This is a genomic window from Mycobacterium sp. E1386 (assembly GCF_001672745.1).
GTDB lineage: Bacteria > Actinomycetota > Actinomycetes > Mycobacteriales > Mycobacteriaceae > Mycobacterium.
The window spans coordinates 1-25,303 of the sequence record NZ_LZKH01000170.1 but is presented as its reverse complement, the minus strand read 5'-3'; the positions used below and the strand labels follow the sequence as shown (position 1 = coordinate 25,303).

The 25,303-nt window shown below is 67.8% G+C and carries 19 protein-coding genes and 1 riboswitch; of the genes, 11 read left to right on the top strand and 8 right to left on the bottom strand.

Translation table 11 applies throughout. From position 1 onward, the window contains the following. The 3 genes from A5709_RS16905 to A5709_RS16895 are packed head-to-tail and all read right to left on the bottom strand — an operon-like array spanning position 1 to position 3,971. Positions 1-1,599 carry an AMP-binding protein gene (locus A5709_RS16905; protein WP_068120903.1) on the bottom strand — a complete coding sequence of 533 codons (1,599 nt, stop codon included), beginning with the start codon at positions 1,597-1,599 and terminating at the stop codon, positions 1-3. A 9-nt stretch (positions 1,600-1,608) separates the two neighbouring features. Further along, entirely contained in the window at positions 1,609-2,358 is a 750-nt protein-coding gene (locus A5709_RS16900; RefSeq protein ID WP_068009340.1) for a GntR family transcriptional regulator, read from the bottom strand. Next, complete coding sequence (locus A5709_RS16895) at positions 2,355-3,971, bottom strand: SMP-30/gluconolactonase/LRE family protein (RefSeq protein WP_068120902.1); 1,617 nt, start codon at positions 3,969-3,971, stop codon at positions 2,355-2,357. The genes A5709_RS16900 and A5709_RS16895 overlap by 4 nt, the downstream gene beginning before the upstream one ends. Positions 3,972-4,119: 148 nt before the next feature. On the opposite strand from A5709_RS16895, the gene A5709_RS16890 reads away from it, so the two are divergent. The 7 genes from A5709_RS16890 (at position 4,120) to A5709_RS16860 (ending at position 13,738) form a co-directional block, all read left to right on the top strand. Further along, complete coding sequence (locus tag A5709_RS16890; RefSeq protein ID WP_068120924.1) at positions 4,120-4,980, top strand: SDR family NAD(P)-dependent oxidoreductase; 861 nt, start codon at positions 4,120-4,122, stop codon at positions 4,978-4,980. Positions 4,981-4,995: 15 nt separating this feature from the next. Next, positions 4,996-6,372: an SRPBCC family protein gene (locus A5709_RS16885; protein ID WP_068120901.1), complete on the top strand. Its 1,377-nt coding sequence runs from the start codon at positions 4,996-4,998 to the stop codon at positions 6,370-6,372. Further along, on the top strand, positions 6,369-7,544 hold the full coding sequence (locus A5709_RS16880; RefSeq protein WP_068120899.1) for an LLM class flavin-dependent oxidoreductase: 1,176 nt from the start codon (positions 6,369-6,371) through the stop codon (positions 7,542-7,544). Before A5709_RS16885 ends, A5709_RS16880 begins: the two co-directional genes overlap by 4 nt. Then, the gene (locus A5709_RS16875) at positions 7,541-9,382 is read left to right on the top strand and encodes an NAD(P)/FAD-dependent oxidoreductase (RefSeq protein WP_068120896.1); all 1,842 of its coding nucleotides are present in this window, start codon (positions 7,541-7,543) and stop codon (positions 9,380-9,382) included. Before A5709_RS16880 ends, A5709_RS16875 begins: the two co-directional genes overlap by 4 nt. Then, positions 9,382-10,311 (top strand): SDR family NAD(P)-dependent oxidoreductase, encoded by a 930-nt coding sequence (locus A5709_RS16870; RefSeq protein WP_067946921.1) that lies wholly within the window; start codon positions 9,382-9,384, stop codon positions 10,309-10,311. Before A5709_RS16875 ends, A5709_RS16870 begins: the two co-directional genes overlap by 1 nt. Then, positions 10,304-11,506, top strand: coding sequence for a CaiB/BaiF CoA-transferase family protein (locus A5709_RS16865; RefSeq protein ID WP_067946919.1), 1,203 nt, complete (start codon positions 10,304-10,306; stop codon positions 11,504-11,506). Before A5709_RS16870 ends, A5709_RS16865 begins: the two co-directional genes overlap by 8 nt. A 228-nt stretch (positions 11,507-11,734) precedes the next feature. Next, entirely contained in the window at positions 11,735-13,738 is a 2,004-nt protein-coding gene (locus A5709_RS16860) for an acyltransferase family protein (protein WP_068120894.1), read from the top strand. 3 nt (positions 13,739-13,741) lie between these two features. On the opposite strand, the gene A5709_RS16855 is transcribed toward A5709_RS16860, so the two are convergent. Further along, entirely contained in the window at positions 13,742-14,401 is a 660-nt protein-coding gene (locus A5709_RS16855) for an O-methyltransferase (RefSeq protein WP_067946915.1), read from the bottom strand. Between the two features lie 125 nt (positions 14,402-14,526). Continuing rightward, positions 14,527-14,712: riboswitch (M-box (ykoK) riboswitch) on the top strand. A gap of 277 nt (positions 14,713-14,989) precedes the next feature. Between A5709_RS16855 and A5709_RS16850 the strand changes: the two genes are divergently transcribed. Beyond that, positions 14,990-15,199 (top strand): hypothetical protein, encoded by a 210-nt coding sequence (locus tag A5709_RS16850; RefSeq protein WP_067946913.1) that lies wholly within the window; start codon positions 14,990-14,992, stop codon positions 15,197-15,199. 125 nt (positions 15,200-15,324) lie between these two features. On the opposite strand, the gene A5709_RS16845 is transcribed toward A5709_RS16850, so the two are convergent. Next, positions 15,325-16,269, bottom strand: a complete 945-nt coding sequence (locus tag A5709_RS16845; protein WP_068120892.1) for an NADP-dependent oxidoreductase — start codon at positions 16,267-16,269, stop codon at positions 15,325-15,327. Between the two features lie 129 nt (positions 16,270-16,398). Here A5709_RS16845 and A5709_RS16840 point away from each other — a divergent pair, with 129 nt between their 5' ends. Next, positions 16,399-17,007 carry a hypothetical protein gene (locus A5709_RS16840; protein WP_068120922.1) on the top strand — a complete coding sequence of 203 codons (609 nt, stop codon included), beginning with the start codon at positions 16,399-16,401 and terminating at the stop codon, positions 17,005-17,007. An 11-nt stretch (positions 17,008-17,018) separates the two neighbouring features. On the opposite strand, the gene car is transcribed toward A5709_RS16840, so the two are convergent. Next, a complete protein-coding gene (gene car, locus A5709_RS16835) occupies positions 17,019-20,609 on the bottom strand; it encodes a carboxylic acid reductase (protein ID WP_082974075.1) in 3,591 nt (1,196 codons plus the stop codon). Between the two features lie 116 nt (positions 20,610-20,725). Then, positions 20,726-21,481, bottom strand: coding sequence for a L,D-transpeptidase family protein (locus A5709_RS16830; protein WP_067946909.1), 756 nt, complete (start codon positions 21,479-21,481; stop codon positions 20,726-20,728). A gap of 163 nt (positions 21,482-21,644) precedes the next feature. Between A5709_RS16830 and A5709_RS16825 the strand changes: the two genes are divergently transcribed. After that, positions 21,645-22,295, top strand: coding sequence for a cysteine hydrolase family protein (locus A5709_RS16825; protein WP_067946907.1), 651 nt, complete (start codon positions 21,645-21,647; stop codon positions 22,293-22,295). A 42-nt stretch (positions 22,296-22,337) separates the two neighbouring features. After that, complete coding sequence (locus A5709_RS16820) at positions 22,338-23,270, top strand: LysR family transcriptional regulator (RefSeq protein ID WP_067946975.1); 933 nt, start codon at positions 22,338-22,340, stop codon at positions 23,268-23,270. Here the strand turns inward: A5709_RS16820 and oxc are convergent. Then, positions 23,254-24,984, bottom strand: coding sequence for an oxalyl-CoA decarboxylase (gene oxc / locus A5709_RS16815; protein WP_067946905.1), 1,731 nt, complete (start codon positions 24,982-24,984; stop codon positions 23,254-23,256). The genes A5709_RS16820 and oxc overlap by 17 nt on opposite strands. Positions 24,985-25,303 lie beyond the last annotated feature (319 nt).

Sequence of the window (25,303 nt, the reverse complement as noted above, 5' to 3'; positions counted from 1 at the left end):
TCATTGCTCCGCTTTCATGAGCGCCGCCTTGATCTGGTGCTTCAATATCTTTCCCGCGTCGTTCTTGGGCAGCACATCCCAAAGCACCAGCTGCTCAGGGGCTTTGAACCGCGCCAGCCCCGACTCTTCCAGGAAGCCACGCAGGCTGGCCACATCCAGGCCGGGACCGCCCGCGGGCACCACGACGGCGCAGGCCCGTTCCCCGGTCCGGTCGTCGGGTAGTCCGACGATGGCGATCTCCGCGATGCCGGGGTGGCCGGCGAGGATGTCCTCGACTTCCTTCGGCGAGATGTTCTCACCGTTGCGGATGATGATGTCCTTGGCGCGTCCGGTGACGACCAGGTAGTCATCGTCGAGCCATCGCCCCAAGTCTCCGGTGCGAAAGAAGCCCTCGTCGTCGAAGGCGTCCGCCTCGTCTTCAAGGTGGTGGTAGCCGGTCAGCATCTGCGGCCCCCGCGCGTGGATCTCCCCCCCGACCAGTTTGACGTCGGCCAGGCCGACGCGACCGTCGGTGTCGGCGGCGTGATCGATGTCCCGGAACGACCCGACCGTGGTGACGGGGACTTCCGTCGACCCGTACACGCGGGTGACGACCGCCGACTCGAAAAAGGCCGCGGCCCTGCGGATCAGCGCGGGCGCCACCGACGCGCCGCCACAGACGAACAGCTTCAGATCCGGCAGTCGGGTGCCGGCGCGCTCCGCGGCGGCCAGCAGGTGTTCCAGGAACGGTGTCGCCCCGGCGATGTGTGTGCACCGCTCGGCCTGCATGAGTGCGACGGCGTCGTCGCCGTCCCACCGGTCCATCAAAACCGCGGTCGTGCCCAGCAGCAGCGGGCATTCGAACGCATAGATGGAACCGCCGATGTGCGCGATCGGCGACGCGACCAGGAACGCATCGCCCGGCTCGACGAGCCAGTGCTCACCGAGTTGGCGAATCAGTGCGTGGATCGAGTTATGGCTGTGCAGAACGCCTTTCGGCCGTCCGGTGGTACCAGACGTGTAGAGGATCATGCGGACGGCATCGGGATTCAGCGCGGGCAGCGCCGCGCGCGACGCCCGGTCTTCGAACAGCGAGGCGTAGGGCACGTTGTCCCCGTCTGCGTCCCCCCGCACGAGTACGACCTCGGGCGGCGACTCCAGCTGTGCGGTCACCCGGCCCAGCATCGCGGCAAAATCCTGACGACCGAACTGCGCTGGGGCAAAGATCATTCGGCTGTCGGCGTCTTCCAGGACGAACCGAAGTTCCCGGTCGCGCATGGACGGCAGGATGGGGTTGGCCACCATCCCCGCCAGCGTGCTGCCCAGGTAGATCACGGCGGCCTCGTGCCAGTTGGGCAGCATGAACGACACCACGCTGCCCGGCGGGATCCGCGCGTGCAGCGCGTGCGCCAGCGCCGTCGCCTGCTGGTACAGGCTCAGGCAATCCAGCCGCCGGTCCCCGTCGACCACCGCCACCCGTCGCGGCGTGCGCTCGGCGGCCTCGCGCAGCGCGTCGGCCAGCGTGCCGGCGACCCACCAACCGCGCGCGTATGCCTCGGCGGCGCGTTCGTCGTCCCACCGAACCCGCCGCCCCCCGATCAGCTTCCGGGTGGATGCCATTGCGGCAGCTTAGCCACGAACGCGGCGCATCGTCATCGAGTGCCGGAAGCGCGACGCGGGATGGGTGTTGATGGTGACCTGGGCGACCTGCCCGTCGGAGGTCGTGTAGGTCCGTTGCACCTGCAATGCCGGTGTCCCCGAATCGATCTCGAGGCCGGTCGCCAGGTCTCCGGAAATGACCACCGCGGCGATCTCCTGCTGGACCTCGACGATGCTGAGGCCGAACAGGTCCTCGATCAGCGGGAAGATGGGGCCCTCGTGGCGCTGCAGCAACCGGCCGACCCCGGCGAACGCGCGGTTGATGTAGTACTCGGTGCGGCACAGCGCGGACCCGGGTGACTCGGTCGTGACGGCCCGTCGGAAGCCGCGCACGGTCAGCCATTGTTCGCCGGTCGTCAGCCCGGTCCGGTCGGCCAGTTCGTCGTCGATGGTGATCATGGCGACCGATTCGATGGCGAATCGGGTGTCCGTCGCGAACGCCAGCAGGTCATTGATCGACATGACGTGCTGGACGTAGGAGTCGGCCGACGGCCGCGGCACCACGAGGGTTCCGGTCCGTGGGCGCGACGACACCAGATTGTCCTCGCGCAGGCGCCGCAGCGCCTCGCGAATGGTGTAGCGGCTCACCGCAAATCGCTCACACAGTTCGTGTTCGGTCGGCAATTGCGAGCCCACCGGATAGACGCCCTCCACGATCTCTTTCCGCAACGCGCGGGCGACCTGCAGGTACCGGTGGTCGACGACTCTGGCTTCGGTCATCTCGCCCCTTCGGATTCCCGCCGCAATGCCAGCACGCTGCCGTCGGCGTCCGCCGAGACGTACAGCGTGCCGTCCGGCCCGGCGGCGATGCCGGCGAACGGGCCCTGCGGCCCGGAGAAGGGCGGCATGCCGCGCAGCGGCTTGGGCATCACGCCGGGCGGCGCACCCACCGGCAGGCCCGAGGCGATGGTGCGGCGCGCGCCGTTGTCCAGGTCGACGGCGACCAACTCCTTGGCGCCGGCGTCCACCACATACAGCTGCCCGTCGCGCACCAGGATGCCCTGGGGCCGCTGCAGGCCGTCGCATACCGTGCCGCCCGGGCCGTCCAGTCGGGCCACCCGCCCGGCACCCGCCTCGGAAGCCAGGCATCCGCCACCGGGCGTGACGGCCACCCCCACCGGCTCGCTGAGCCCGGTCGCGACCACCTCGACCGCGCCGGACCGGATGGACACCACCCGCCCCGCGCCCAGTTCCGCCGCGACCACGGCACCCCCCGGGGCGACCGCGATCCCGTAGAGCTGATCGAAACCCTCTGCCAACACCTCGCTTTCACTGCCGGCCGGCCGGTAGCGGGCCACCTGCCCGTTGGATGTGGTCACGAGGAACTCGCCGCCGGCCAGGGCGGCCAGCCCCCGCAGGAAGCCCGGATAGCCCGGGCTGAACAGCATTCCGGCGGTCCGCATCGTGCCGTCGGGCAGCAGCACATAAAAGTACGTCCCGTCGGCGATGTAGAGGTTGCCGTCAGCGCCGACCGCCAGGTCCAGCGGCCAGTTCAGTCCGCCCGGCAGCGCGGTCTGGGTACGGCCGTCGCCGAGGATCTCGGTGATCTCGCCGGTGAAGTTCGAGACGAACAGGCGCTCACCGACGAACGTGAGGTTGTCCAGGCCGGGGTTGAGCGTGGCCAGCACGGTCCGGTCGCCGCTGCGGGGGTCGATGCGCAGCACCTGGCCGCTGTGCACCTGCGTCGACACGATGCGCCCGCGGGAATCGAACTTCACCGCGTCGGGAACGCCCAGGTCACCGGCCACCCGCTCGGGGTGACCGGCGCCGGGGTCGATGCGCCAGATCTCGTTGGCCCCCATCAGCGGGAAATACAGCATGCCGTCGGGCCCGAACTCCATCGCGTTGGGCGACGGCGCGTTGTCGAGCAGCACCCGCGCCGCACCGTCGGCCGGGTCCAACTCCAGCAGGCGGCCACCGTCGCGGCATTCGCCGATGAAGAGCCGGTCTTGGTAAAACGTGATGCCGTTGGCCGACGGCACGTCGTCGCGCAGCACCCGGGTGTGGCCGGCCGGATCGCGCACGCTCACCCGGCCGTCCATGACCTCGGTCGCGAACAGGTTGCCGTCGGGGTCGAAGGCCACGTCGTCGGGCGCGATGATGTCGCCGCCCTTGGCGCTGACGACGTCCAGCCGACCGGTCGCCGGGTCGAACGCGCTGATCTGGCTGCCGGTCACCTGGGCGATGTAGATGCGGCCGTCCGGGCCGGTGCGCAGGCCGTTCGCACCGAAGAGCCGGCTCGGCGGCGTCAGGCGGGTGAGGCTCCAGCCGTCGGCGACGCTCGGCGCCCGCTCGCCTACGTAGCGGCCCCACGATTGTGACACTCCGGCCATCACCGCTCGCACGTTAGCAATCGATCAATGGTCCAGACAATAGTCGCGGACGGTTTCGAGCCGGCACTTGACGGGCCGCCATACGCGAGAGAATCATGCTCTCTGATGAGTGCACATCATTATCTTGTCCGGACAATTGGCTGACCCGATGGCGACCGGCCTGCTGAACCTGGACGGGCGCGTCGTCGTGGTCTCGGGCGCGGCGGGGGGCGGCATCGGGACCACCATCACCCGCATGGTCGCCGAGGCCGGCGCGACCGTGGTCGCGGTCAGCCGGGGGCAGGACAACCTCGACCGGCACCTCGGGCCGCTGCGGGCCGCGGGCCTCGCCGTCGTGCCCGTCGCGGCCGACGCCTCCACCGAAGACGGTGTGCGGGCCACGATCGACGCCGTGCGGCGGGCCGATGGTGAACTGCACGGGCTGGTCAACGTCGCCGGCGGCGCGGACCCGTCGACGTGGATGCCATCGACACGGGTGACGCGCACCGACTGGCGCGACCTGTTCACCCGCAATCTCGAAACGATGTTCTTCATGAGTCAGGCCGTGGCCGCGGAACTGAAGGGGCACAACCGTGCGGGCTCCATCGTGTCGATCTCGTCGATCAGCGGCATGAACACGGCGCCTTTCCACATCGCCTACGGCACGGCCAAAGCCGCGATCGTGGCGGCGACCCGCACCATGGCTCTCGAACTGGCCGACGGCGCGGCCCCGATCCGGGTGAACGCCGTCGCGCCGGGCGTGACCGAGACACCGGCGTCGGGCACCTATGTCGACTCCGATCCCGAACGAGACCGCCGCGCCATCGCGATGGGGCGCCGCGGCCGGCCGGCGGAGGTGGCCGGTGCGGTCCTGTTCCTGCTCTCGGACCTGTCGAGCTACATCACCGGCCAAACGCTGTTGGTGGACGGCGGATTGAACCTCAAGTGGGGACACCTGGGTGCCGACAACACCTCGGTGTTCCTCAAGGACGACACATTCCGCGCGGCGATCACGCGCTGGGACGGGTAGAAAGCGAGGGGCCCGATGGCACAGAACGGCGCGGCCGCGCCCGAGGAGATGACCGAGCCGGTCACGATCCCGGTAGAGGCGTACCTCTCCGAGGAATACCTGCGCGCCGAGCGCGACAAGCTCTGGCGCAAGGTGTGGCAGCAAGTCGGGCGCGTGGAAGACCTGCCCAAGGTCGGCAGCTACCTCACCTACGACATCCTGGACGACTCCGTCGTCGTGATCCGCACCGGACCCGACACGCTCAAGGCGCACCACAACGTGTGCATGCACCGCGGGCGCAGGCTGGTCGACACCCCGGACGGCGCGAGAAACGCTTGCGGCCACAAGAAGTCGTTCGTGTGCGGGTTTCACGGCTGGACCTACGACCAGGACGGCGTCTGCACCCACGTGCCCGAGCGGCAGGACTGGCAGGGCGCACTGACGCCGGAGAACACCCACCTGGCGCCGGTCAACGTCGACACCTGGGGCGGCTGGGTCTGGATCAACATGGATCCGGCGTGCGAACCGTTGCGGGACTACCTCGAGCCCGCCGCGACCATGCTCGACCCGTTCCGCCTGCAGGACATGCGCTGCAAATGGCGGAAATGGCTGCATTTCGAATGCAATTGGAAGGTCGCGATGGAGGCCTTCAACGAGACCTACCACGTCGCTACCACCCATCCGCAGTTCAACAAATTCGGCAACTTCCGCGGCTGGGCGATGGCGCAGGGCAAGCACAGCAACATCGGCTACGACGCGCCCAAGGGGCTCGAAGAGACCAAATCGAAGATCCGCCTGGGTACCGGTGCGGACCCGCGGATCTCGACGGCGGAGATGCAGATCTACACGCTGGAGGAAACCAACGCCACCACCACCAAGACCCTGGTGGAGGCGGCGCGCCGGCTGGTCGACGAGCTGCCCGCGGACACCCCCGCCGGTCGGGTGCTCGAGCACTGGTTGTCCTCGGCGCGACGTGACGACGCGGCGCGTGGCGTCGAGTGGCCGACCATCGACCCCGAACACCTGGCCAAGAGTGGTACCGCGTGGCAGATCTTCCCGAACTTCCAGATCGGCCAGGGCCTGACCACCGCGCTGTGCTACAGCGCCCGGCCCTTCGGCTACGACCCCGACAAGTGCATCTTCGAAGCCTCGTGCTACGAGCTCTACCCCAAAGGCGAAGAGCCGCAAACCGAATGGGTGTACGCGCCGCCGGATGACCCGAACTGGCGCAGCGTGCTGCCGCAGGACTTCTCCAACATGGCCGCCGTCCAGAAAGGCATGAAGTCGTACGGCTTCCGCGGCCCCAAGCCCAACCCGTACATGGAACGCAGCACCGCCAACCTGCACCGCAACCTCGCCCGTTACCTGGGCAGCGGTGCCCCGAAGGAACTAGCAACGGAGATGCAACGATGAAGGTCAATCTTGGTTTCGGCGCGCACAACTCCCACGACTGGGAGCGCGTGCTGGCCGAAGACTTCAGTCGGCCGCCGGCCACCCCGGACTGGGAATGCGTCCAGGCGACCCTGGCGATCGCCGACCTGGCCGAGCCGCTCGGGTTCGACGGCATCTGGATGCCCGAGCATTGCGGGACCCCATATGGCATGACGCCCAACCCCATTCAGGCGCTGAGCTATTTCGCCGGCCGCACCGAGCGGGTCGGCCTGGGCACCTTCGTCGTCGTCGCGCCGTGGTGGCATCCCATCCGGCTCGCGCACCAGATCGCCTACCTCGACATCCTGTCCAACGGCCGTTACACCACGATCGGCATCGGTCGAGGCGTCTCGAAGGGAGAGTTCGACGCCGTCGGCGTGCCGCGGGAGGAGAGCAGGCAGCGGTTCAACGAGACCCTCGACATCCTGCAGCTGGCGTTCTCCGGCGATCGGTTCTCCTACGACGGCGAGATCTTCAAGGTCCCCGAAATGTCGCTACGCCCCGAACCGCTCAGCAGCGACCTCTTTTCACGCATCTACAGCTCGTCCTCGACCGCTGAGTCGCTGGAGATCCTGGCCCGCCGCGGCATGGTCCCGCTCTTCGTCGGCAACAAGCCGATCGAGGACGCCGGACGGGAAGTGCAGAAGGTCAACACGTTCCGCAAGGAGGAGGGCCTGCCGCCCTGCCAGCCCAAGAACGTGATGTTCATGTACTGCACCACCGGTGACCCCGCCGCATCCGAGGAGTGGATCTGGACGGCCAACCGCGACGTCACCGTGCACTACGGGTTCGCCGACGCCTCGAATTTCAAGGGCGTCAAGGGTTACGAGGCCTACGCCGCGCGAGAGGCCACCGCGACGGCCGTCCTCGCGTCGTCCGTGACCGGTGACGCCAAGGCCGGCCCGTCGAAGACGCCCGGGTACCACGCGTCGAACCTGCTGATCGGCACGCCGGAGGAGATCTTCAACCGGATCAAGGCGGCCCAGGAGGCGTGCTCGTTCGCGGAGCTGACGATCGTCCCGCAGTTCGGCACCATGCCCTACGCCGAAGCGATGGCCAGCACCGAACTGTTCGCCAAGGAGGTGGTGCCCGCCGTGCAGAAGATGGACGCGCCCCTGCACGCCGCGGCACTGCCGGAGAACGCCCTGGCATGACGAACCCGGATTGCCCGCCATCGCAAACCCCGGACGACGTCGACTTCGAGGCGCTGCGCGAGAAGTACCGCCGGGAGCGCGAGAAGCGGCTGCGCCCGGAAGGATCCAAGCAGTACGTCGAACTGGTCGACGACTTCGCGGGATATTACGAAACCGACCCGCACTCACCGCCGTTGGTGCGAGAGCCGATCTCGGCGGACATCGACGTCGCCGTGATCGGCGGCGGCTTCGGTGGCCTGCTGTGTGGCGCCTACCTGAAGAAGGCGGGCGTCGAAGACGTTCGCATCATCGAGCTGGGTGGCGACTTCGGCGGGGTCTGGTATTGGAACCGATACCCGGGCATTCAGTGCGACAACGAGTCCTATTGCTACGTGCCGCTTCTCGAGGAGCTCAACTTCATCCCGTCGAAGAAGTTCGCCGACGGTGCCGAGATCTACGACCACTGCCGGCGCATTGGCAAGCACTACGGGCTCTACGACTCGGCCATCTTCTCCACCCAGGTCCGCGAGCTGCACTGGGACGAGACCGGCAAGCGGTGGCGGATCAGCACGGACCGCGGCGACGACATCCGGGCCCGCTTCGTCGTGATGGCCTCGGGACCGTTCCACCGGCCCAAGCTGCCCGGCATACCGGGGATCAACGACTTCAAGGGGCACAGCTTTCACTCCTCGCGCTGGGACTACGAGTACACCGGCGGGGACACGTCGGGTGGGTTGGACAAGCTCGCCGACAAACGCGTCGCGGTGGTGGGCACCGGGGCGACGGCGATCCAGATCGTGCCATTCCTGGGCCGGCACGCCAAGCAGCTGTACGTCTTTCAGCGCACGCCCTCTTCGGTGGGTGCGCGCAACAACGCGCCGACCGATCCGGAGTGGGTGAAGACGCTGAAGCCGGGCTGGCAGAAGGAGCGGCAGCGCAACTTCCACGCCTGGACATTCGAGGGGATGGCGCTGGGCCAGCCGGATCTGGTCTGCGATTTCTGGACCGAGTTGGGCCGCAACACCGCGGCGCGCGTCCTCGCGCTGGCCGATCCCGCCGCGATGACACCGGAACAGTTCATGGCCATCCGTGACGAGGAAGACTTCAAAGTGATGGAGCGGTTGCGGCGCAGGGTCGAGAGTTTGGTCGAGAACCCCGAAACCGCCGAAGCGCTCAAGCCCTACTACCGGTTCCTGTGCAAGCGACCGACCACGAACGACGAATACCTGCAGACCTTCAACCGCCCCAATGTGACCCTGGTCGACGTTTCGGCCAGCAAGGGAGTCGAGCGGGCGACCGCAAAGGGATTGGTGGCCAACGGCATCGAGTACGAGGTCGACTGCATCATCTACGCCAGCGGCTTCGAGATCACGACCGAGATCAGCCGCCGGTACTCCATCGACGCGATCGAAGGCCGCGGCGGGGTGTCGCTCTTCGACTACTGGCGCGACGGGTACAAGACGTTGCACGGGATGACCAGCCGCGGCTTTCCCAACCAGTTCTTCACCGGGTTCACCCAGGTGGGCATCTCCGCGAACATCGCCGCCAACTATGAGTTGCAGGGCGAGCACATTGCCTACCTCATTTCCGAGGCCCTGGCCCGCGGCGCGACCACCGTCGAACCCAGCGAGGCCGCCCAGGACCAATGGTGCCAAACCATCAGGGACACGGCGATCGACACCAGCCAATTCGACTCGGAGTGCACGCCGGGCTATTACAACAACGAAGGTGGCGGCGGAGGCGAGGGTATCCGCTCGCACCTCGGTGAACCGTACGGGCCGGGGTTCTACGCCTTCAGCGACCTGCTGGCCGAATGGCGTGACAGGGGCGACCTGGACGGCCTAGTACTGGGATCGTGATGGCGGAACTGAGATTCGACGATCGGGTGGCGGTGGTGACCGGCGCCGGCCGGGGACTGGGCCGCGAGTACGCGCTGCTGTTGGCGGCCCGCGGCGCCAAGGTCGTGGTCAACGACACGGGCGGCGCGCTGACCGGCGCAGGCGCCGACGCCGGTCCCGCGCATGATGTGGTGAGCGAGATCCGGGCGGCCGGTGGCGACGCGGTCGCGTGCACCGAGTCGGTCACCACGCCGCAGGGCGGCCAGGCGATCATCCAAGCAGCGCTGGACAACTACGGGCGCGTCGACGTCCTGATCCACAACGCCGGCAACGTCCGGCGGGGATCCTTGAAGGAGATGAGCTACGAGGACTTCGACGCCGTCATCGACGTTCATCTGCGGGGCGCCTTCCACGTCGTGCGGCCGGCGTTCCCGCTCATGTGCGACGCCCACTACGGCCGCATCGTGCTGACCTCGTCGATCGGCGGCCTGTATGGCAACCACGGCGTCGCGAACTATGCCGCCGCCAAGGCCGGCCTGCTCGGTCTGTCCAACGTCACCGCGCTGGAAGGCGCGGCCGACGGGGTGTTCTGCAACGTCATCGCGCCGTCGGCGGTGACGAGAATGGCCGAGGGACTGGACATCTCGGCCTATCCGCCGATGGGCACCGAACTGGTCGCGCCCGTGGTGGGCTTGCTGGCGCACGAAAGCTGCCCGGTCAACGGCGAAATCCTGATTGCCATCGCCGGTCGCGTCGCCCGCGCGGTGATCGCCGAGACCCCCGGCGTGCACCGACCGTCGTGGTCGATCGAGGACGTGGCCGAGCAAATCGATGCCATCCGGTATCTGGCTGCGCCACTGGTCTTTCCCGTCGTGCCGGACGGTCACGGCGGCCACATCCGCTACAGCTTCGAAACCGCAGCGCGCAAGGAAGGCGCGCGCAATGCCTAGCGGCGGCGCCGGCCAGCGCGGCGGCCCGCTCGCGGGCGTGCGCGTCGTCGACCTCACCGCGATGGTGATGGGTCCCTACTGCACACAAATCATGGCCGATATGGGTGCCGACGTCATCAAGGTCGAGCCCCCGCAAGGCGACGACACGCGTTATGTGTCGGTCGGGCCGGCCCGGGGCATGGGCGGCGTCTTCGTCAACGTCAACCGCGGAAAGCGGGGGATCACCGTCGACCTGCAGTCGGACTCGGGCAAGGCCGTCCTGCGCGCGCTCATCGAGCGGTCCGACGTCTTCATCCACTCGATGCGCTCCAAAGCGGTTGCCCGGCTCGGGTTCAGCTACGACGAGGTGGCGGCGATCAATCCGGCGATCGTCTACACCAACTGCTACGGCTACAGCCGGCGCGGCCCCAACCGGGACCTGCCCGCCTACGACGACACCATCCAGGCCGCGTGCGGGTTGCCGTTCGTCCAGGAGCAATTGACGGGTGAACCCAATTACGTCGGCACGATCATGGCCGACAAGGTCGCCGGCCTCACCGCGCTCTACGCCACCATGATGGCGTTGTTCCATCGCGAGCGCACCGGCGAGGGACAAGAGGTCGAAGTCGGCATGTTCGAGACGATGGCGTCCTTCATGCTCGTCGAGCACGCCAACGGCGCCATGTTCGATCCGCCCCTGGGCCCCGCGGTGTATCCGCGGACGGTGGCGCCGAACCGGCGGCCGTACCGCACCAGCGACGGCTTCATCGCCGCGCTGATCTACAACGACAAGCATTGGGCCGCCTTCATGGACGCGGTGCGGCCCCCCTGGCAGAGCGATCTGTACGCCACACTCGAGCGGCGCGCGCGCCAGATCGACGCCGTGTACGCGCTGCTGGCCGAAACGATGGCGCAGCGGACGACGCAGGAGTGGCTGGATCTGTTCCGCGAACTCGAGATCCCGGCCGCGTCGCTGTCCAGCCCGGCGACCCTGTTCGACGACGAGCATCTCGACGCCATCGGCTTTTTCGAGACCGTGCCCACGCCGCACGGCCCGGTGCGGTTCCCCGGTGTGCCGACCTGGTTCTCCCGCACGCCGGGCCGCGTCGCCGGGCCGGCCCCGGAGCTCGGCGGGGACACCGACGAGGTGCTCGAAGAGCTCGGGCTGGCCCTCGTCGACGTGAACGCCGACGTGAAACCGGCCGGGCCCGTATAACACGCCCGGCACCGGCGAAAAGCGAAGCGGGTCTTCGCGTGTCTCCGGTCGATCCGGCCGCATCGCCTTTAAGCTGGCTCCGATCAAGAGGAGGGGCAGCGACGTATCGGCATCAACTATGGCGCCGGGCGACATGGTGGTCAGGGCGCGCTAACCGCGAGCGCTGAGCCGGGCGGGACCCATCCCGCGCCGGCCCGTCGTGCTCGGCAGCCTCGCTGGGTCGCTCCCGTGCGCAGGGCCGGTCGGCTGGCGATCTGGGACAAGCCGGAGCGGCGCAGCGGCATTCCCGCACTCGATGGGTTACGCGCGATAGCGGTTGCGCTGGTGCTGGTCGGGCACGGCGGCATCCCCGGTGTGAGTGGCGGATTCATCGGCGTCGACGTCTTCTTCGTGCTCAGCGGGTTCCTGATCACCTCGCTGCTTTTGGACGAGCTGGGGCGCACCGGCCGTATTGAGCTGACCGGCTTCTGGATTCGCCGTGCGCGCCGGTTGCTGCCGGCCCTGATGTTGATGGTCCTCACGGTGGCGGCGGCCCGCCAGATGCTGCCCGATCGGTCCCTCACCGGCCTGCGCGACGACGCGATCGCGGCGTTCGTGTGGATGGCGAACTGGCGGTTCGTCGCCCAGAAGACCGACTACTTCACGCAGGGTGCCCCGCCCTCGCCGCTGCAGCACACCTGGTCACTCGGGGTCGAGGAGCAGTACTACTTCGTCTGGCCGGTGCTGCTGATCGCGGTGACGCTGCTGCTGGCCGCGCGAGCCAGGCGGCGCTCCACCCGGGCCACCGTGGGCGGGGTCCGCTTCGCCACGTTCGTCATCGCCACCGCGGGTGCGCTGGCTTCGGCCGCGGTCGCCATCGTGATGGTGTCCGACGACACGCGCGACCGTGTCTATTTCGGCACCGACACCCGCGCGCAGGCGCTGCTGACCGGGGCCGCGGCGGCGGCGCTGCTGGTCCGCGACTGGCCGTCACTGAACCGGGGCTGGTGCCTGATCCGGACCCGGTGGGCCCGGCGGGTCGCCCGTGTTCTGCCGCTCGCCGGCCTGGCGGGCCTGGCGGCGGCGACGCATTACGCCACCGGCACTAGCGGCGAGTTCCGCCACGGTCTGCTCATCGGGGTCGCGATCGCCGCCGTGCTGGTGGTGGCGCCGGTGGCGCTGGAGCAGCGGGGATGGGTCGCCCGCGTCCTGGCCGCGCCACCCCTGGTGTGGTTGGGCACCATCTCCTACGGCGTCTATCTGTGGCACTGGCCGATCTTCCTGGCGCTCAACGGCGAACGCACCGGGTGGAGCGGGCTGCCATTGTTCGCCGCCCGGTGCGGCGCGACGGTGGTGCTGGCCGCGGCATCCTGGTGGCTGATCGAGCAACCCATCCGGCGCTGGCGGCCGGCGCGGGTGCCGCTGTTGCCGCTGGCGGCGGCGGCCGTTGCCAGCGCCGCCGCGGTGACCCTGCTCGTCGTCCCGGTGGGGACCGGGCCCGGCCTGCGTGAGGCCGGCCTGCCACCGGGGGTTTCGGCCGTCGCCGCGGTGTCCCCGTCCCCGCCGGGTGGCAGCCGCCCGGCCGGTCCCCGGGATCCCAACCGGCCGTTCACCGTTTCGGTGTTCGGCGATTCGATCGGGTGGACGTGGATGCACTACCTGCCACCCACGCCGGGATTCGCGTTTCTCGACCACACCGTCATCGGCTGCAGCCTGGTGCGCGGCACGCCGTATCGCTACATCGGCCAAACCCTGGAGCAGAGAGCCGAATGCGACGGCTGGCCGATCCGATGGTCAAAGCAGGTCGCCCAGGACCAGCCCGACGTCGCGCTGCTGATCGTCGGCCGCTGGGAAACCGTCGACCGCGTCAACGAGGGGCAATGGACCCACATCGGCGACCCCACCTTCGACGCGTACCTCAACGCCGAGCTGGACCGGGCGCTGAACATCGTGAGCTCCACCGGCGTTCGGGTGGTGGTCGCCACCGTGCCGTACAGCAGGGGCGGCGAAAAGCCGGATGGCCGGCTGTATCCGGAAGACCAGCCCGACCGGGTGAACCTGTGGAACACCATGCTGCGCAAGACGGTCAGCCACCATCCGAACGTGCAAATCCTGGACCTCAACAAAAAGCTTTGCCCGGACGGGGTTTACACCGCCAAGGTCGACGGCATCAAGGTTCGCAGCGACGGCGTGCACCTCACCCCCGAAGGGGTGAAGTGGTTGACGCCGTGGCTCGAGGAATCCCTGCGGTAGGGCCTAATCACCGGTGCGGCAGCTGATTTCCATGCTGTCGCTGTCCCGGACCGCGAAGTTGAAGCTGACGTAGCCGTTCGCGGGATTGCGCACCCGATCCAGGTACGGCTGGGTGTCCGCGGCGCTGGTGTTGTCGGCGACCACCAGCGCCCCGGTCGACAGGCGCGGTTCGAGCAGCTCGATCACCGGCAGATACAGGTCCTTCCAACCGTCCAGCAAGACAAAGTCAATCGGCCCGTCCAGACCGGCCAGCGTGCTCAGCGCGTCCCCTTCCAGGATGGTGATCACATCGTCCAGGCCGGTTTCGGCGAACGTCCGCCGCGCGGCGGCGATCTTGGTGTCGTTGAGCTCGGTCGTCACCACCCGCCCGGTGCCGTTGTCCCGCACGGCGGACGCCAGGTGCAGCGCGGAGATGCCGAACGACATCCCAAACTCGACGACCGTCGCCGGACGGGTCGCGCGCACCAGGGCGTAGAGCAGCCGGCCCGCTTCGGGCGTGACCGGAATGTAGAACTCGCTCATGGCGTCGGCGCGCTCCTGCGCCGTCATCGGCCGGTCGAAGTCGCCATGCCGCTGACGTAACAGCGACATCTGGTTCTTCGCTTCGGTATACATGCGGTCGAGCACGCTCGCGACCTTCGGATCTTGCAGAGTGTTGGCCATGCTGTCGAGGGTAGGCGCCGGCGGCGGGTGACCGGGCGCGCGCGACTCGAAGCGGCGGTGAGCTGCCGTAACGGATATGTCAATCAGTTTGACGGGTCCTGGACCGCGGTGTAGAAAGGGTTTCGCAAGCACCTCGGTAGGTGAGGCGTCTGCATGGACACAGGCCACTGACCCCGAACGTCGAGAGACGCCCCGGGTCAGGACAGCTCTTCCCGGACCCAAGGGTTGAGCCCAAGTGGCTTCCGGACTGACCGTTGGTTAAGTCTCGGATACGCCGTGCAGTGCCGAAGCTCCGACGAGAGGGGTGCATCGGCCGGCACGTCGCCGGCATTCGTGCCTCTCGCGTGTTTCAGGTGAATGTGACACCCGCGTGTGTCGTGGCCGTGAGGAGGTGAGGGCGAGATGAGCGAGACCAGTCCAAGCGATAGTCCGTATCCCAATTCCGTCTTGTCCCGATCCGGTTCCGGCATTCCTTCTGCCGCTTGAGCTTTCACGGTGTTTCAGTGATTCGCGCGCGATGTGTGCCCGCGAGTGCCCCTGGCCCGCGCCATGAGCTGAACCGATCGGGCCTCCACAAAGGAGAAGATCATGGCTTTTGTTGTCACACACCGCGTTGCCGGCCGGACCGGTGGGCGCGGACGGGCGTTGCTGCGCTCGGCGCGGTTGTTGGCCGGCAAGGTACACGCGCGGACCACCCTGACTCCGCAGGAGCGGGCCAACCTCTACGTGTCACGGATGCCGATCGCCGTCGTTACCGCATCGCTGGGCGGGCACGCCTCGACCGGCGACCGGCGGTGACGGATTCCACCAGAACACCATGACGCCCGTGTTTCCCCGGGGCCGTCGCATCGGGCGGGCACGGGCGTCGTGGGCGCACGTGGCGGCGGATTCCCGGCCCCGCTTACCGGGCGGGCCGGGCCGCCTCACTGTGAAACATTGGGCAGCAGAACGATTTTGCCGCGAGTGTGGCGCTTTTCCAATTGCTCGTAGGCGTCGGCGACTCGATCCAGCGGATAGGTGGCGGCGATCTCGAAATCGATGGCGCCGCTGACGACGAGGCCGGCCATCTCGGCCAGCACCTCCGGCGTCGACGCTTCGGCGCTGCCTTCGGTTTTGGCGCCGACTTCACCGGCCTTTTGGAACGAGATGATGGTGTCGATTCGTTCGGGTGCGACACCGAGGTCGACGGCGAGCTGCACGTAGTCGGGCCCGAACAGGTCGATGAATGCGTCGATGCCGGTGGGCGCCGCCTCGCGCAGCCGATCGGCCAGGCCGTCGCCATAGAGGATCGGGGTGGCGCCATGAGCCCGCAGCCAGTCGGCGTTGCCCGGTCCGGCGATGCCGAGCACGCGCGCCTTGCGCAGGGCCAGCAGTTGCACGACGAGGCTGCCCACTCCGCCCGCCGCCGCCGAGACGGCCACGGTCTCACCCGGTTGCGGCGCCACCGCTCGGACGGCCGCGTACGCGGTCACGCCGACCACATAGAGCGAACCCGCGATCTCCCAACTGAGTTGGGCCGGTTTGCGAATCAGCTGGCCGGCCGGCACCGCGGCATGGGTCGCGTGGCTGGAGCGGCGCAAGCTGAACCCCAAAACCTCGTCGCCGACCGCGAATTCGGTTACCCCGGGGCCCGGCGTGGTCACCACGCCGGCGAGGTCGCTGCCCTCGCCGGAGGGAAACGTCGCGGGAAACATCTCGTGTATCGCCCCGGCTCGGATGGCGGCCTCACCGGGGTTGATCCCGGCGGCGCGGATCTCGACGATCACCTCACCGGGCGCGGGGGTTGGCATGTCGATGTCCGCCACGTACAACACCTCGCGGCCGCCGTACCGGTCGAACCGAACGGCGCGCGCAGTCGCAGCCGTCATCTCGATCTCCTCCCCGCAGCGCTCATGACCTCCCACGCCAGCATAGGCACTGGAAAATGGGTATCCAGTTTCCGGCGTGGGTCGCGCATGCGCGAATGCGCCGCCGGCCAGAACGCGGAAGGAACGCCCATGAAGGTTGCTCGGATCTCCGGTGTCGGGTGGGCGCTCGCCGCCGTAGTGGCTGGCGCGGCGCTCGCCGGCTGCGGTGGCAGCAACAACGCGTCCCCGACCGATTCGAGTTCCGCCGCACGCTCCACCGGTTCCAGCGTGGCCAGTCCGTCGCCAGGGCAACCCACGGATTACAGCACACTACTGATCAAGCCGACCGACATCGGCGGCGATCTCACCGCGCCGCAGCCGCCGGTGCTGAACCCCAACAATGCGCCCGGGGTGGCGCAGCTGTTCGCGAGCGCCGACAACAGCCGGCGGATCGGCGACAGCATCCTGGTCGTCGCCGACCCCGCGACGGCCGCGGCCGGAATCGACAGGACCAGGGCCAATTACGCGGGCAAGATCAACGGCACGTGGCGGCCGATAGACGTCGGCTCCAACGGGACCATGATCTCCGGCACGTCGCCCGACAACGGGCAAGCGGTGACGGTGTTGCTGTTCAGCGAGGGCAAGGCGCTCGTCAATCTCGAATTCCACAGCACACCTGGCGATCCGATCGATCCGGGCATGGCCGCCGACATCGGGCGCAAGCAGGATGCCGCCATCAAGAAAGGTCTGCCCGGGTAGGCCCGCCGCGGCTACAGCAGGCCGAGCAACCGCAGATCGAAAACGTACTTGGCGATCAGGTCCGCCGACAGATGCGGAATGTCTTTGTCCGCACCGAGTTTGGCGGCTTGGACAGCTCCCCGGAACCCCTCGGTCGGGGCCGGCGCGCCGCGCAGCGGTTTCTCCGGCCTCCGGTAAGCGTCCAGCAACGGCAGGACGGACTGTTGGCGCTGCTTGTCCGGTAGGGCCCGAAGCGCGGTGCCGAAGCGGGCGAGCCACTCGTCGTAGTTGTCGATGCGCCGGATGTCGTGACGGTCGGCGATCAGCCAGTCCACGAACACGTCCAGGGAGATTCCGTCGTCGTGCGGATTCATCACGTCATAGGACCGAAACACCCCGGCAGATCCCGTGTCGTCGGCGGCGGTCGCGATCTGCTCACCGAGCGCGGTCACCGCCTCGGCCACGAAGTCGGCGGGCAGCCCGTCGTAATGTGCGACGGGCCGGCCACCGGTGTCGGTGGTTTCGTAGAACGACGACGGCGCGATGCCGGTGACGAGCAGGCTGAAGATCAACCGCGTAAAGGCATCGGGCACGTTCAGCTGTCCGGCGTAGCGGCTGTGGGCGAGGATCATGTCGGACCGGAACACGGCGACGGGCAGTTCGCACAGGTCGTGTGCCTCGCGCAGCAGTACCTCGCCGGCCCACTTGCTGTTGGCGTACCCGTTGGCGTAGCTAGCCTCGACCGGCCGGACCGGGCTGATCGTGCGGATGTCGCCGTCCTCTTCGAAGTCGGCCGGATCGACGGACATGGCCACGGCAACGGTTGACAGGTAGGTCACCGGTTTGATGCGGGTGGTGATCGCCATGCGGATAACTTCGGCGGTGCCAACGACATTCGGCCCGAACAGCTGCTCGTAGGGCAGGACGTGATTGACCAGCGCCGCCGGGTGGACGATCAAGTCCACGGTGCGGGCCAGCCGGTCCCACGTCGCCTGGTCCAGCCCCAGGTTCGGCTCACCGATATCGCCGGCGATCACCTCGAGATGATCGGCCGCGAGCTCGCGGAAGCGTTCGACCAGATGCGGATCTCCGCTGCGGTAGACATCCTCCAGTCGCTTGGCGGCGGCCGCGGCGTCGGTGCCCCGCACGATGCAGACCAATGTTCCGCCCGTCTCGGCGAGCCGCTCCATCCATTCCAGGCAGAGGAAGCGGCCCAGATATCCGTTGGCGCCGGTCAACAGGACAGTGTGCGGCGTGCCGGTGGCTCGCGGCAGGGCCGGGGCGTCGGACAATGTTCTCGTGTCGATGAACTTGTCAAGTGTGAGGTCGGCGGCGCGGACCTCGGTGGCATCCCGCCCGTGCACCGACCCGAATGTCGTCCGCCCGGATCCCGTTCGGCGTTCGGCCTCAACGTATTCCGCGAGCCGGCCTAAATCGGTGGCCGGGCCGATGATCATGCCCACCGGCACCTCGACGTCGAAGATGTCCTGCAGCAGGTTGGAGAAGGTCAAGGCCGACAGGGAATCTCCGCCGAGTTCGATGAACAGCGCATCGGGTTCGGGTGGGCCGCCGGCCAGGCCGAGCAGCGCTTCGGCGGCGCGAACGAGCGTGTCGATGACCGGGCGGTCGGCCGCGCCCTCGCGCAGCGCCCGCAGCTCGGTCACCCGGTTGGCGGCCAGGTCCGCATACAACTGCTCGAGCCGCTCGCCGTAGTGCTCTTTGAGTTTCGGCCTGAGCAGCTTGCCCACGCCGGACAGCAGCCCGTTGTCCTCGCTGAACGGCTCAGCCTCGACGAGAAAGTCGACAGGCACCTCGTAGGACTGCAGCTCGGCGAGTCTGCCTGACTGGCGCAGTGATTCGTGCAGGGCGGCCTTGAGCCCGTCGGGGTCACCGGCGAACCTGTCCAGCGCGTCGGCGGTCGGCACCACCACGGCCAACAGATACGGGCGTTCGCTGTTGCCGTAGACGAAGATCTGGCGGACCAGGGCCGCGCTGCTGAAGACGGCCTCCAGGCGGGCGACGGCGACGAATTCGCCTTGGGCGAGCTTCAATACGTTGTTGCGACGGTCGACGTACGCGAGCCGGCCGGGCTCCAGCTCGGCCATCACGTCCCCGGTCCGGTAGTAGCCTTGTTCGTCGAAGGCGTTGGCGGTGACGTCCGGACGCTTGAAGTATCCGGGCGTGGCGGTGAGCGATTTGACCAGCAGCTCGCCGCGCGGAAAAGGCTTGTCGGTAAGGAAATAACCCAGCTCGGGAACGTCGATGAGCTTGTACCCCAGAACCGGCGGCGCGGCGATCCGGCCATCCTTGGTCACCATCCCGACCTCGGTCAGGCCGTAGCCGTCGAGGACGTGCACGTCCAGGCAGCTCTCCACGAACCCGCGCATCTCCGCCGCAAGCGGCGCGGTGCCGCAGAACGCGGTGATGATGCGGCCGCCCAAGACCTGCTCGCGCAACTCGACCTGCGCCTCGGCCTCGGCGGATGCCCGGTCGGTTCCCTGGAAGACCCGCCGGTCGACGGCGCTTTGGTAGCGCTGGTACAGCATCTCCGCCACCCGCGGCACCAACCCCATTTCGGTGGGGCGCACCAGGTTCCAGTCTTCGAACAGCGTGGAGAGGTCACTTTCGGGCACGAAGTAACTGGTGCCGCCCGCTTGGAACGCGGTCGACAGCGGTATCCGGCCACCGAGGTGGTTGAGCGGCATGAAGTTGACGTTGATCACCGGGGTGTCCGCGAAGTCGGGCATCAACTCGTTGGTCCACAGCTTGCACAGCATGCGCTCGGTGTACATGGCACCCTTGGGCAGTCCGGTGCTGCCCGATGTATACATGATCATGGCCAGGCGCTGGTCGGTGTCGCCGGTATACGCGGGCTCGGGCGGCAGGCCGCGACCTCGTTCGATCAACTCGTCGAACGTCTCGATCCTCACCGCCATCCCCGCCGCGGACAGCTTCGCGCGGGCGCGCTCCAAAGCCTGGCGCTGATCGTCGATTTGGGGGGAGTAGTCGAAAACCACCAAGCGCCGCAACGACGTGCTGCCCAGCGCCGCCTCGACGGCCAAGTCCAGGTAGCCGGCGCCCGCCGCGAGCACCCGCGGCTCGACCTCGGCGACGATCGGTTGCAACCGTGATGCCGCCGCGTTGTGCTGCAGCGGCACCGCAACCAGGCCGAGGTAGGCGCACACCAGATCGAGGGTCAGGTACTCCGCACTGGCGAAACCCACTGTGGCGACGAAGTCTTGAGGCGTCACCGGATCGGCCGCGTCGTGCCGCCAGGCGCTGGCGATCGCACCCACGTTGGCCCACAGGTCGCGGTAGCTGAGGGTGTCGAACCGGGGGAGTAACTGCGCGGTGGTGCGGCCGGTTGCGGGATCGGTGACCAGCGACCGCGCTCGCCAACCCAGCGCCGGGCGGTCGGCATAGCCGTCGACGAAGGTCCGCAGGATCTGTGTCAGGCGAAGCTCCGGTTCGCGCGCCGCTCGTTGCAGTGCCGGATTCGGTTTCGTGCTGCGGAACTGTTCGTCCGTCGCGTCCAGTTGGCGAATGCGGTTGTCAACCCGCTCCCGCGCCGGGCTGATCGAACCCGCGACGGTGGATTCTTGTTGTTCCGCATCACCGGTCATGGCCAGCCTCCCGTTCGATCCTCGTCTAGCGGGAACCCACCGTCACGGGCCAGTCTTCCGTTCGATGGCTGTGACGGTTGTCACACTGGCCCGAAGCCGAGGGCGCGGGCACGCACCTACGCGACGACCTGGATGGGGTCGCCCACATTCACCTGGTTGAAATACCAGGCGGCATTATCAGGACTGAGGTTGATGCAGCCATGACTGACGTTGGCGTAACCCTGTGAGTCAACCGACCAGGGCGCCGAGTGCACGTAGACGCCGCTCCACGTGACGCGAACCGCATATGAGGCGGTGATCTTGTACCCCTCGGGCGAGCTCAGCGGGATGCCGATGGTGCGCGAGTCCATGACCACGGTGCGCTGCTTTTCCAGGGCGGTGAAGTTGCCGATGGGTGTGGGCCGGCTGGGCTTACCCATCGACGCGGGCATGGTGCGCAGCACTTCTCCGTTCCGGCTGACGGTGAAGGTGTGACCGGAGATGCTGGCAACACCGAGTAATGCGTCACCGGTGTCGAATCCCGTGGTCAGTGCCTGAATGCCCACCGAGACGTGGGTGTGGGCGGGCCAGTACCGGTTCGGCACCCACTGCACGACGTTGTTCTCGACCCACTCGAAGTGTCCGGGCGTGTTGCTCGGCGACGCGACGTGGATCGACCGCTCGGCGGCGCCTCGATCCCTGATCGGTGCCATGAACGTCACCACCACTGGGTGCGCCACCCCCACGACCGCGCCGTTAGCCGGCAAAACCGAGGCAACGGCGGGAACCGGCTGGGGAAGTGGGATCGCCGCCACTGCGCGGGCGCCGCTTCCCAGCGTGCATGTGGTCGTGATCGCCACCATAACGGATAGATAACGAACCGCTCGACGCATGGTGCATACCCTTCGCGATGGTGCAATCAACACAACGATATTCTACTGGCGGACCGGCTATTGAGGTTTTCAGCAAACATGGTTGGTTCGCCTGATGTGGCGGTTACGAGCCGACCAGCGGCTGAGCTGGACTCCGTCGGGGCGGGATCGGGAGGGGGCGAGCATGGTCGTTGACGACCCTTACACGCGCCCGATTGCGGATTCCGCAGCGTTGGTGCTGATCGACGTGCAGCGTGATTTCTATGCCGGCGATGCCCCGATGCGGGTTGACGGGACCAGTGCGGCGATTCCGGCGATGGCAAAGCTGGCGGAAGCGTTCCGTCGGCGCGGGTTACCGATCGTGCATGTGGTCCGGCTATACCGGCCGGACGGGTCGAACGCCGACCCGGTTCGCCGTCGATCGATAGAGGGAGGCGCGCGATTCGCCGAACCGGGCAGCGCCGGTTCGCAAATCGCCGCCGAGTTGCTGCCCAAGGCCGTCGAGTTGGACCACGAATTGCTGTTGGCCGGTGGATTCCAAGAGGTCGGTCCGGCCGAGCATGTGATGTACAAATCGAGGTGGGGGGCCTTCTACGGCACGGGTCTCGAACAGCATCTACGCGAAAGTGGCAGCGACACACTGGTTTTTGCGGGTTGCAATTTCCCGAACTGTCCTCGGACGTCGATTTACGAGGCCTCCGAACGAGACTTCAGAACGGTCCTGGTGTCCGATGCGATCTCGGGCTTGTATGACCGCGGTGCCGAAGAGTGCCGTGCCATCGGAGTGCATGTGCTGGAGCTGTCGGAGACGCTGGACTGGCTGGCGTGCCGGTGAAGGGTTAGCCTCAGCAAAAATCCCGCGGCAGAGGAGGTGCGGGTGCTCTTCCGTCAGCTGGAGTACTTCGTCGCGGTCGCGCAAGAGCGCCACTTCGCCCGCGCGGCCGAGAAGTGCTTCGTATCGCAACCCGCGCTGTCCGCCGCGATCGCCAAGCTGGAACGGGAACTGAACGTCACGCTGATCAATCGCGGGCACAGCTTCGAGGGCCTCACGCCCGAGGGTGAGCGGTTGGTGGTGTGGGCGAAGCGGATTCTCGCCGAGCACGATGCCTTCAAGTCTGAGGTGCACGCGGTGCGGTCGGGCATCACCGGCATGCTGAGGCTGGGCACGGTCCCCACCGCGTCGACGACTGCGTCCCTGGTGCTCTCGGCGTTCTGTTCGGCGCACCCGTTGGCGAAGGTGCACATCCTGTCCCGGCTGTCCGGCACCGAACTGTACCGGCGGCTAAGGGAATTCGAACTGGATGCCGCGATCGTGCACGCGGCGCCCGACGAGGACCACGGGGTGAACCTGGTGCCGCTGTATGAGGAGCACTATGTGTTGTTGTCGCCCGCGGACATGCTGGGATCCGCCGCTTCGACGATGACTTGGCCGGAGGCCGCGCAGTTGCCGCTGGCGTTGCTCACGCCCGAGATGCGGGACCGTCAGATCATCGACAAGGCCTTCGCCAACCACGCCATCGAAGTGGCCCCGCAGGTCGAAACCGACTCCGTCGCTTCGCTGTTCGCTCAGGTTGCCGCGGGGAATTGGGCGTGCATCGTGCCGCACACCTGGTTGTGGACGTCGCCACTGGGGCGAGAAGTCCGCGCGGTCCAGATGGTCGACCCGGTGCTCAAGGCCGACGTCGCGCTGGCCACCAATTCCGCTGGCCCGGGGTCACCGATCGCCCGCGCGCTCGCCGCCTCGGCGGCGCAACTGTCGCTGCACGAGTTCTTCGACGCGCAGTTGTCGCGAATCACCCACCAGCGCTGACCGCCTTACTGGTCGGGTTCAGGCTCGCCAGATGCCCGCTTTCCACCCCGGCCGCCGGGTCGAGCTCGCAGTCGATGATCGACGGCTCCCGGGAGCCGATCGACTCGGACAGCGCCGATCGCAGCTCCTCCGGGGTGGTGACGTGATATCCCTTGCCGCCGAATGCTTCCGCGATCAGCTCGTGACGCGCCCGCGCATTGAGCACGGTGGGCGCCGGATCCGACCCGGTGGCTACTTCATCGCCCCGGTAGACACCGCCGTTGTTGAGAATGACGACGGTCACCGGAAGCCGGTAGCGGCAGATGGTCTCGACTTCCATGCCGCTGAAGCCGAATGCGCTGTCACCCTCGACCGCGACCACAGGGTCGCCGGTCTCGACGGCGGCCGCGATGGCGTAACCCATGCCGATGCCCATGACGCCCCAGGTTCCCGTGTCCAGCCGGTGCCGCGGCACCTCCATGCCGATGACGTTGCGGGCCAGGTCCAGCGCGTTGGCTCCCTCGTTGACGAGGTAGGCGTCCGGGTTCTCCTGCAGGACGGCGCGGATCGCGCCGAGCGCATTGTAAAAGCGCATGGGATGCGGGTTTTCGCCCAGGTGTTCGCGCATCTTGGCGTCGTTGCGGGCGGTGCGCTCGGCCAACTCCTTGGCCCATTCCGCGGGCACCGTGACGGGGTGGGCGGCCAGGCCGTCACGCAGCGCCGACATCACCGAGCCGATGTCGCCGACCACGGGCGCGGCGATCGGCTGATTGCTGTCGAACTCCGACGGCGCGATATCGACCTGCACGAACTTGGCGTCGGCGGACCATTGCGGCGAGTCCCCGTGGCCGAGTAGCCAGTTCAGCCGGGCGCCGACCAGCAACACGACGTCGGCGCGCGCGACCGCGAGCGACCGCGCGGCTGCGGCCGACTGCGGATGGGAGTCCGGCAGCAGCCCCTTGGCCATCGACATCGGCAGGAACGGAATGCCGCTCGCCTCGACGAACTCGCGAATCATGTTGTCGGCCCGGGCATATGCCGCACCCTTGCCGAGCACGATCAAGGGTCGCCGCGCCTGTGCCAGCATCCGCAGCGCGCGATCGACCGCGTCGGGCGCCGGCAGCTGCCGGGGCGCGGGGTCGACGATCCGCCAGACCGTCTCCGCACCGGCCGCCGCGTCCATGGCTTGCCCCAACACCTCGCCGGGGATGTCGAGGTAAACGCCACCGGGCCGGCCGGAGATCGCGGTGCGGATGGCACGCGCGACGCCGCGCCCGATGTCCTCGACCCGGCTGATCCGGTAGGCCGCCTTCGCGAACGGCCTTGCGGCGTTGAGTTGGTCGATGTCCTGGTAGTCACCGCGTTGCAAGTCGACCAGCGCCCGATTGCTGGAACCCGAGATCTGGATCATCGGGAAGCAGTTCGCCGTGGCGTTGGCGAGGGCCGGCAACCCGTTGAGGAAACCGGGCCCCGATGTCGTAAGGCACACACCGGGTCGGCCGGTCAGGAATCCGGCGGCGGCGGCGGCATTGCCGGCCGAAGTCTCCTGCCGGAAGCCGATGTAGCGGATTCCCGACGCCTGCGCGACGCGGGCGAGGTCGGTGACCGGGATGCCGACGATCCCGTAGATGGTCTCCACGTCGTTGGCCTTGAGCGCTTCCACCACCAGGTGGAAGCCGTCGATCAGGCGCGTGGACTCGTGCCCCTGGCCGGGAGATGCCGAAACTGCGGTCATGGTGCCGACTCCTCGTGTGTGGTCGGAGGTTGGGTAAAGCCTCAGCCATACTGTGGCGCGGCCGCCCGGCGGGTGTCCAAGACCGAGCCGCTATGCAGCGATTCACGCCGTCTATCGCCGCACTCCTTCTCTCTTGGTCATCACCTGCTCGAACCATGCCGGGTGGCCGCTCCGTGCGTCCAATATCGATTCACTCACGACCGATAACCGTTGGCTATCGACGCTGGGAACCCGGCTGGCCAGCGGCGATAGACGGCGTGAATCGCTGCATAGCGGCTCGGTCTTGGACACCCGCCGGGCGGCCGCGCCACAGTATGGC

Excerpts from the sequence above, each read along its gene's own strand:
- A5709_RS16905 (WP_068120903.1), bottom strand. The coding sequence starts at position 1,599 with ATGGCATCCACCCGGAAGCTGATCGGGGGGCGGCGGGTTCGGTGGGAC.
- A5709_RS16900 (WP_068009340.1), bottom strand. The coding sequence starts at position 2,358 with ATGACCGAAGCCAGAGTCGTCGACCACCGGTACCTGCAGGTCGCCCGC.
- A5709_RS16895 (WP_068120902.1), bottom strand. The coding sequence starts at position 3,971 with ATGGCCGGAGTGTCACAATCGTGGGGCCGCTACGTAGGCGAGCGGGCG.
- A5709_RS16890 (WP_068120924.1), top strand. The coding sequence starts at position 4,120 with ATGGCGACCGGCCTGCTGAACCTGGACGGGCGCGTCGTCGTGGTCTCG.
- A5709_RS16885 (WP_068120901.1), top strand. The coding sequence starts at position 4,996 with ATGGCACAGAACGGCGCGGCCGCGCCCGAGGAGATGACCGAGCCGGTC.
- A5709_RS16880 (WP_068120899.1), top strand. The coding sequence starts at position 6,369 with ATGAAGGTCAATCTTGGTTTCGGCGCGCACAACTCCCACGACTGGGAG.
- A5709_RS16875 (WP_068120896.1), top strand. The coding sequence starts at position 7,541 with ATGACGAACCCGGATTGCCCGCCATCGCAAACCCCGGACGACGTCGAC.
- A5709_RS16870 (WP_067946921.1), top strand. The coding sequence starts at position 9,382 with ATGGCGGAACTGAGATTCGACGATCGGGTGGCGGTGGTGACCGGCGCC.
- A5709_RS16865 (WP_067946919.1), top strand. The coding sequence starts at position 10,304 with ATGCCTAGCGGCGGCGCCGGCCAGCGCGGCGGCCCGCTCGCGGGCGTG.
- A5709_RS16855 (WP_067946915.1), bottom strand. The coding sequence starts at position 14,401 with ATGGCCAACACTCTGCAAGATCCGAAGGTCGCGAGCGTGCTCGACCGC.
- A5709_RS16850 (WP_067946913.1), top strand. The coding sequence starts at position 14,990 with ATGGCTTTTGTTGTCACACACCGCGTTGCCGGCCGGACCGGTGGGCGC.
- A5709_RS16845 (WP_068120892.1), bottom strand. The coding sequence starts at position 16,269 with ATGACGGCTGCGACTGCGCGCGCCGTTCGGTTCGACCGGTACGGCGGC.
- A5709_RS16840 (WP_068120922.1), top strand. The coding sequence starts at position 16,399 with ATGAAGGTTGCTCGGATCTCCGGTGTCGGGTGGGCGCTCGCCGCCGTA.
- car (WP_082974075.1), bottom strand. The coding sequence starts at position 20,609 with ATGACCGGTGATGCGGAACAACAAGAATCCACCGTCGCGGGTTCGATC.
- A5709_RS16830 (WP_067946909.1), bottom strand. The coding sequence starts at position 21,481 with ATGCGTCGAGCGGTTCGTTATCTATCCGTTATGGTGGCGATCACGACC.
- A5709_RS16825 (WP_067946907.1), top strand. The coding sequence starts at position 21,645 with ATGGTCGTTGACGACCCTTACACGCGCCCGATTGCGGATTCCGCAGCG.
- oxc (WP_067946905.1), bottom strand. The coding sequence starts at position 24,984 with ATGACCGCAGTTTCGGCATCTCCCGGCCAGGGGCACGAGTCCACGCGC.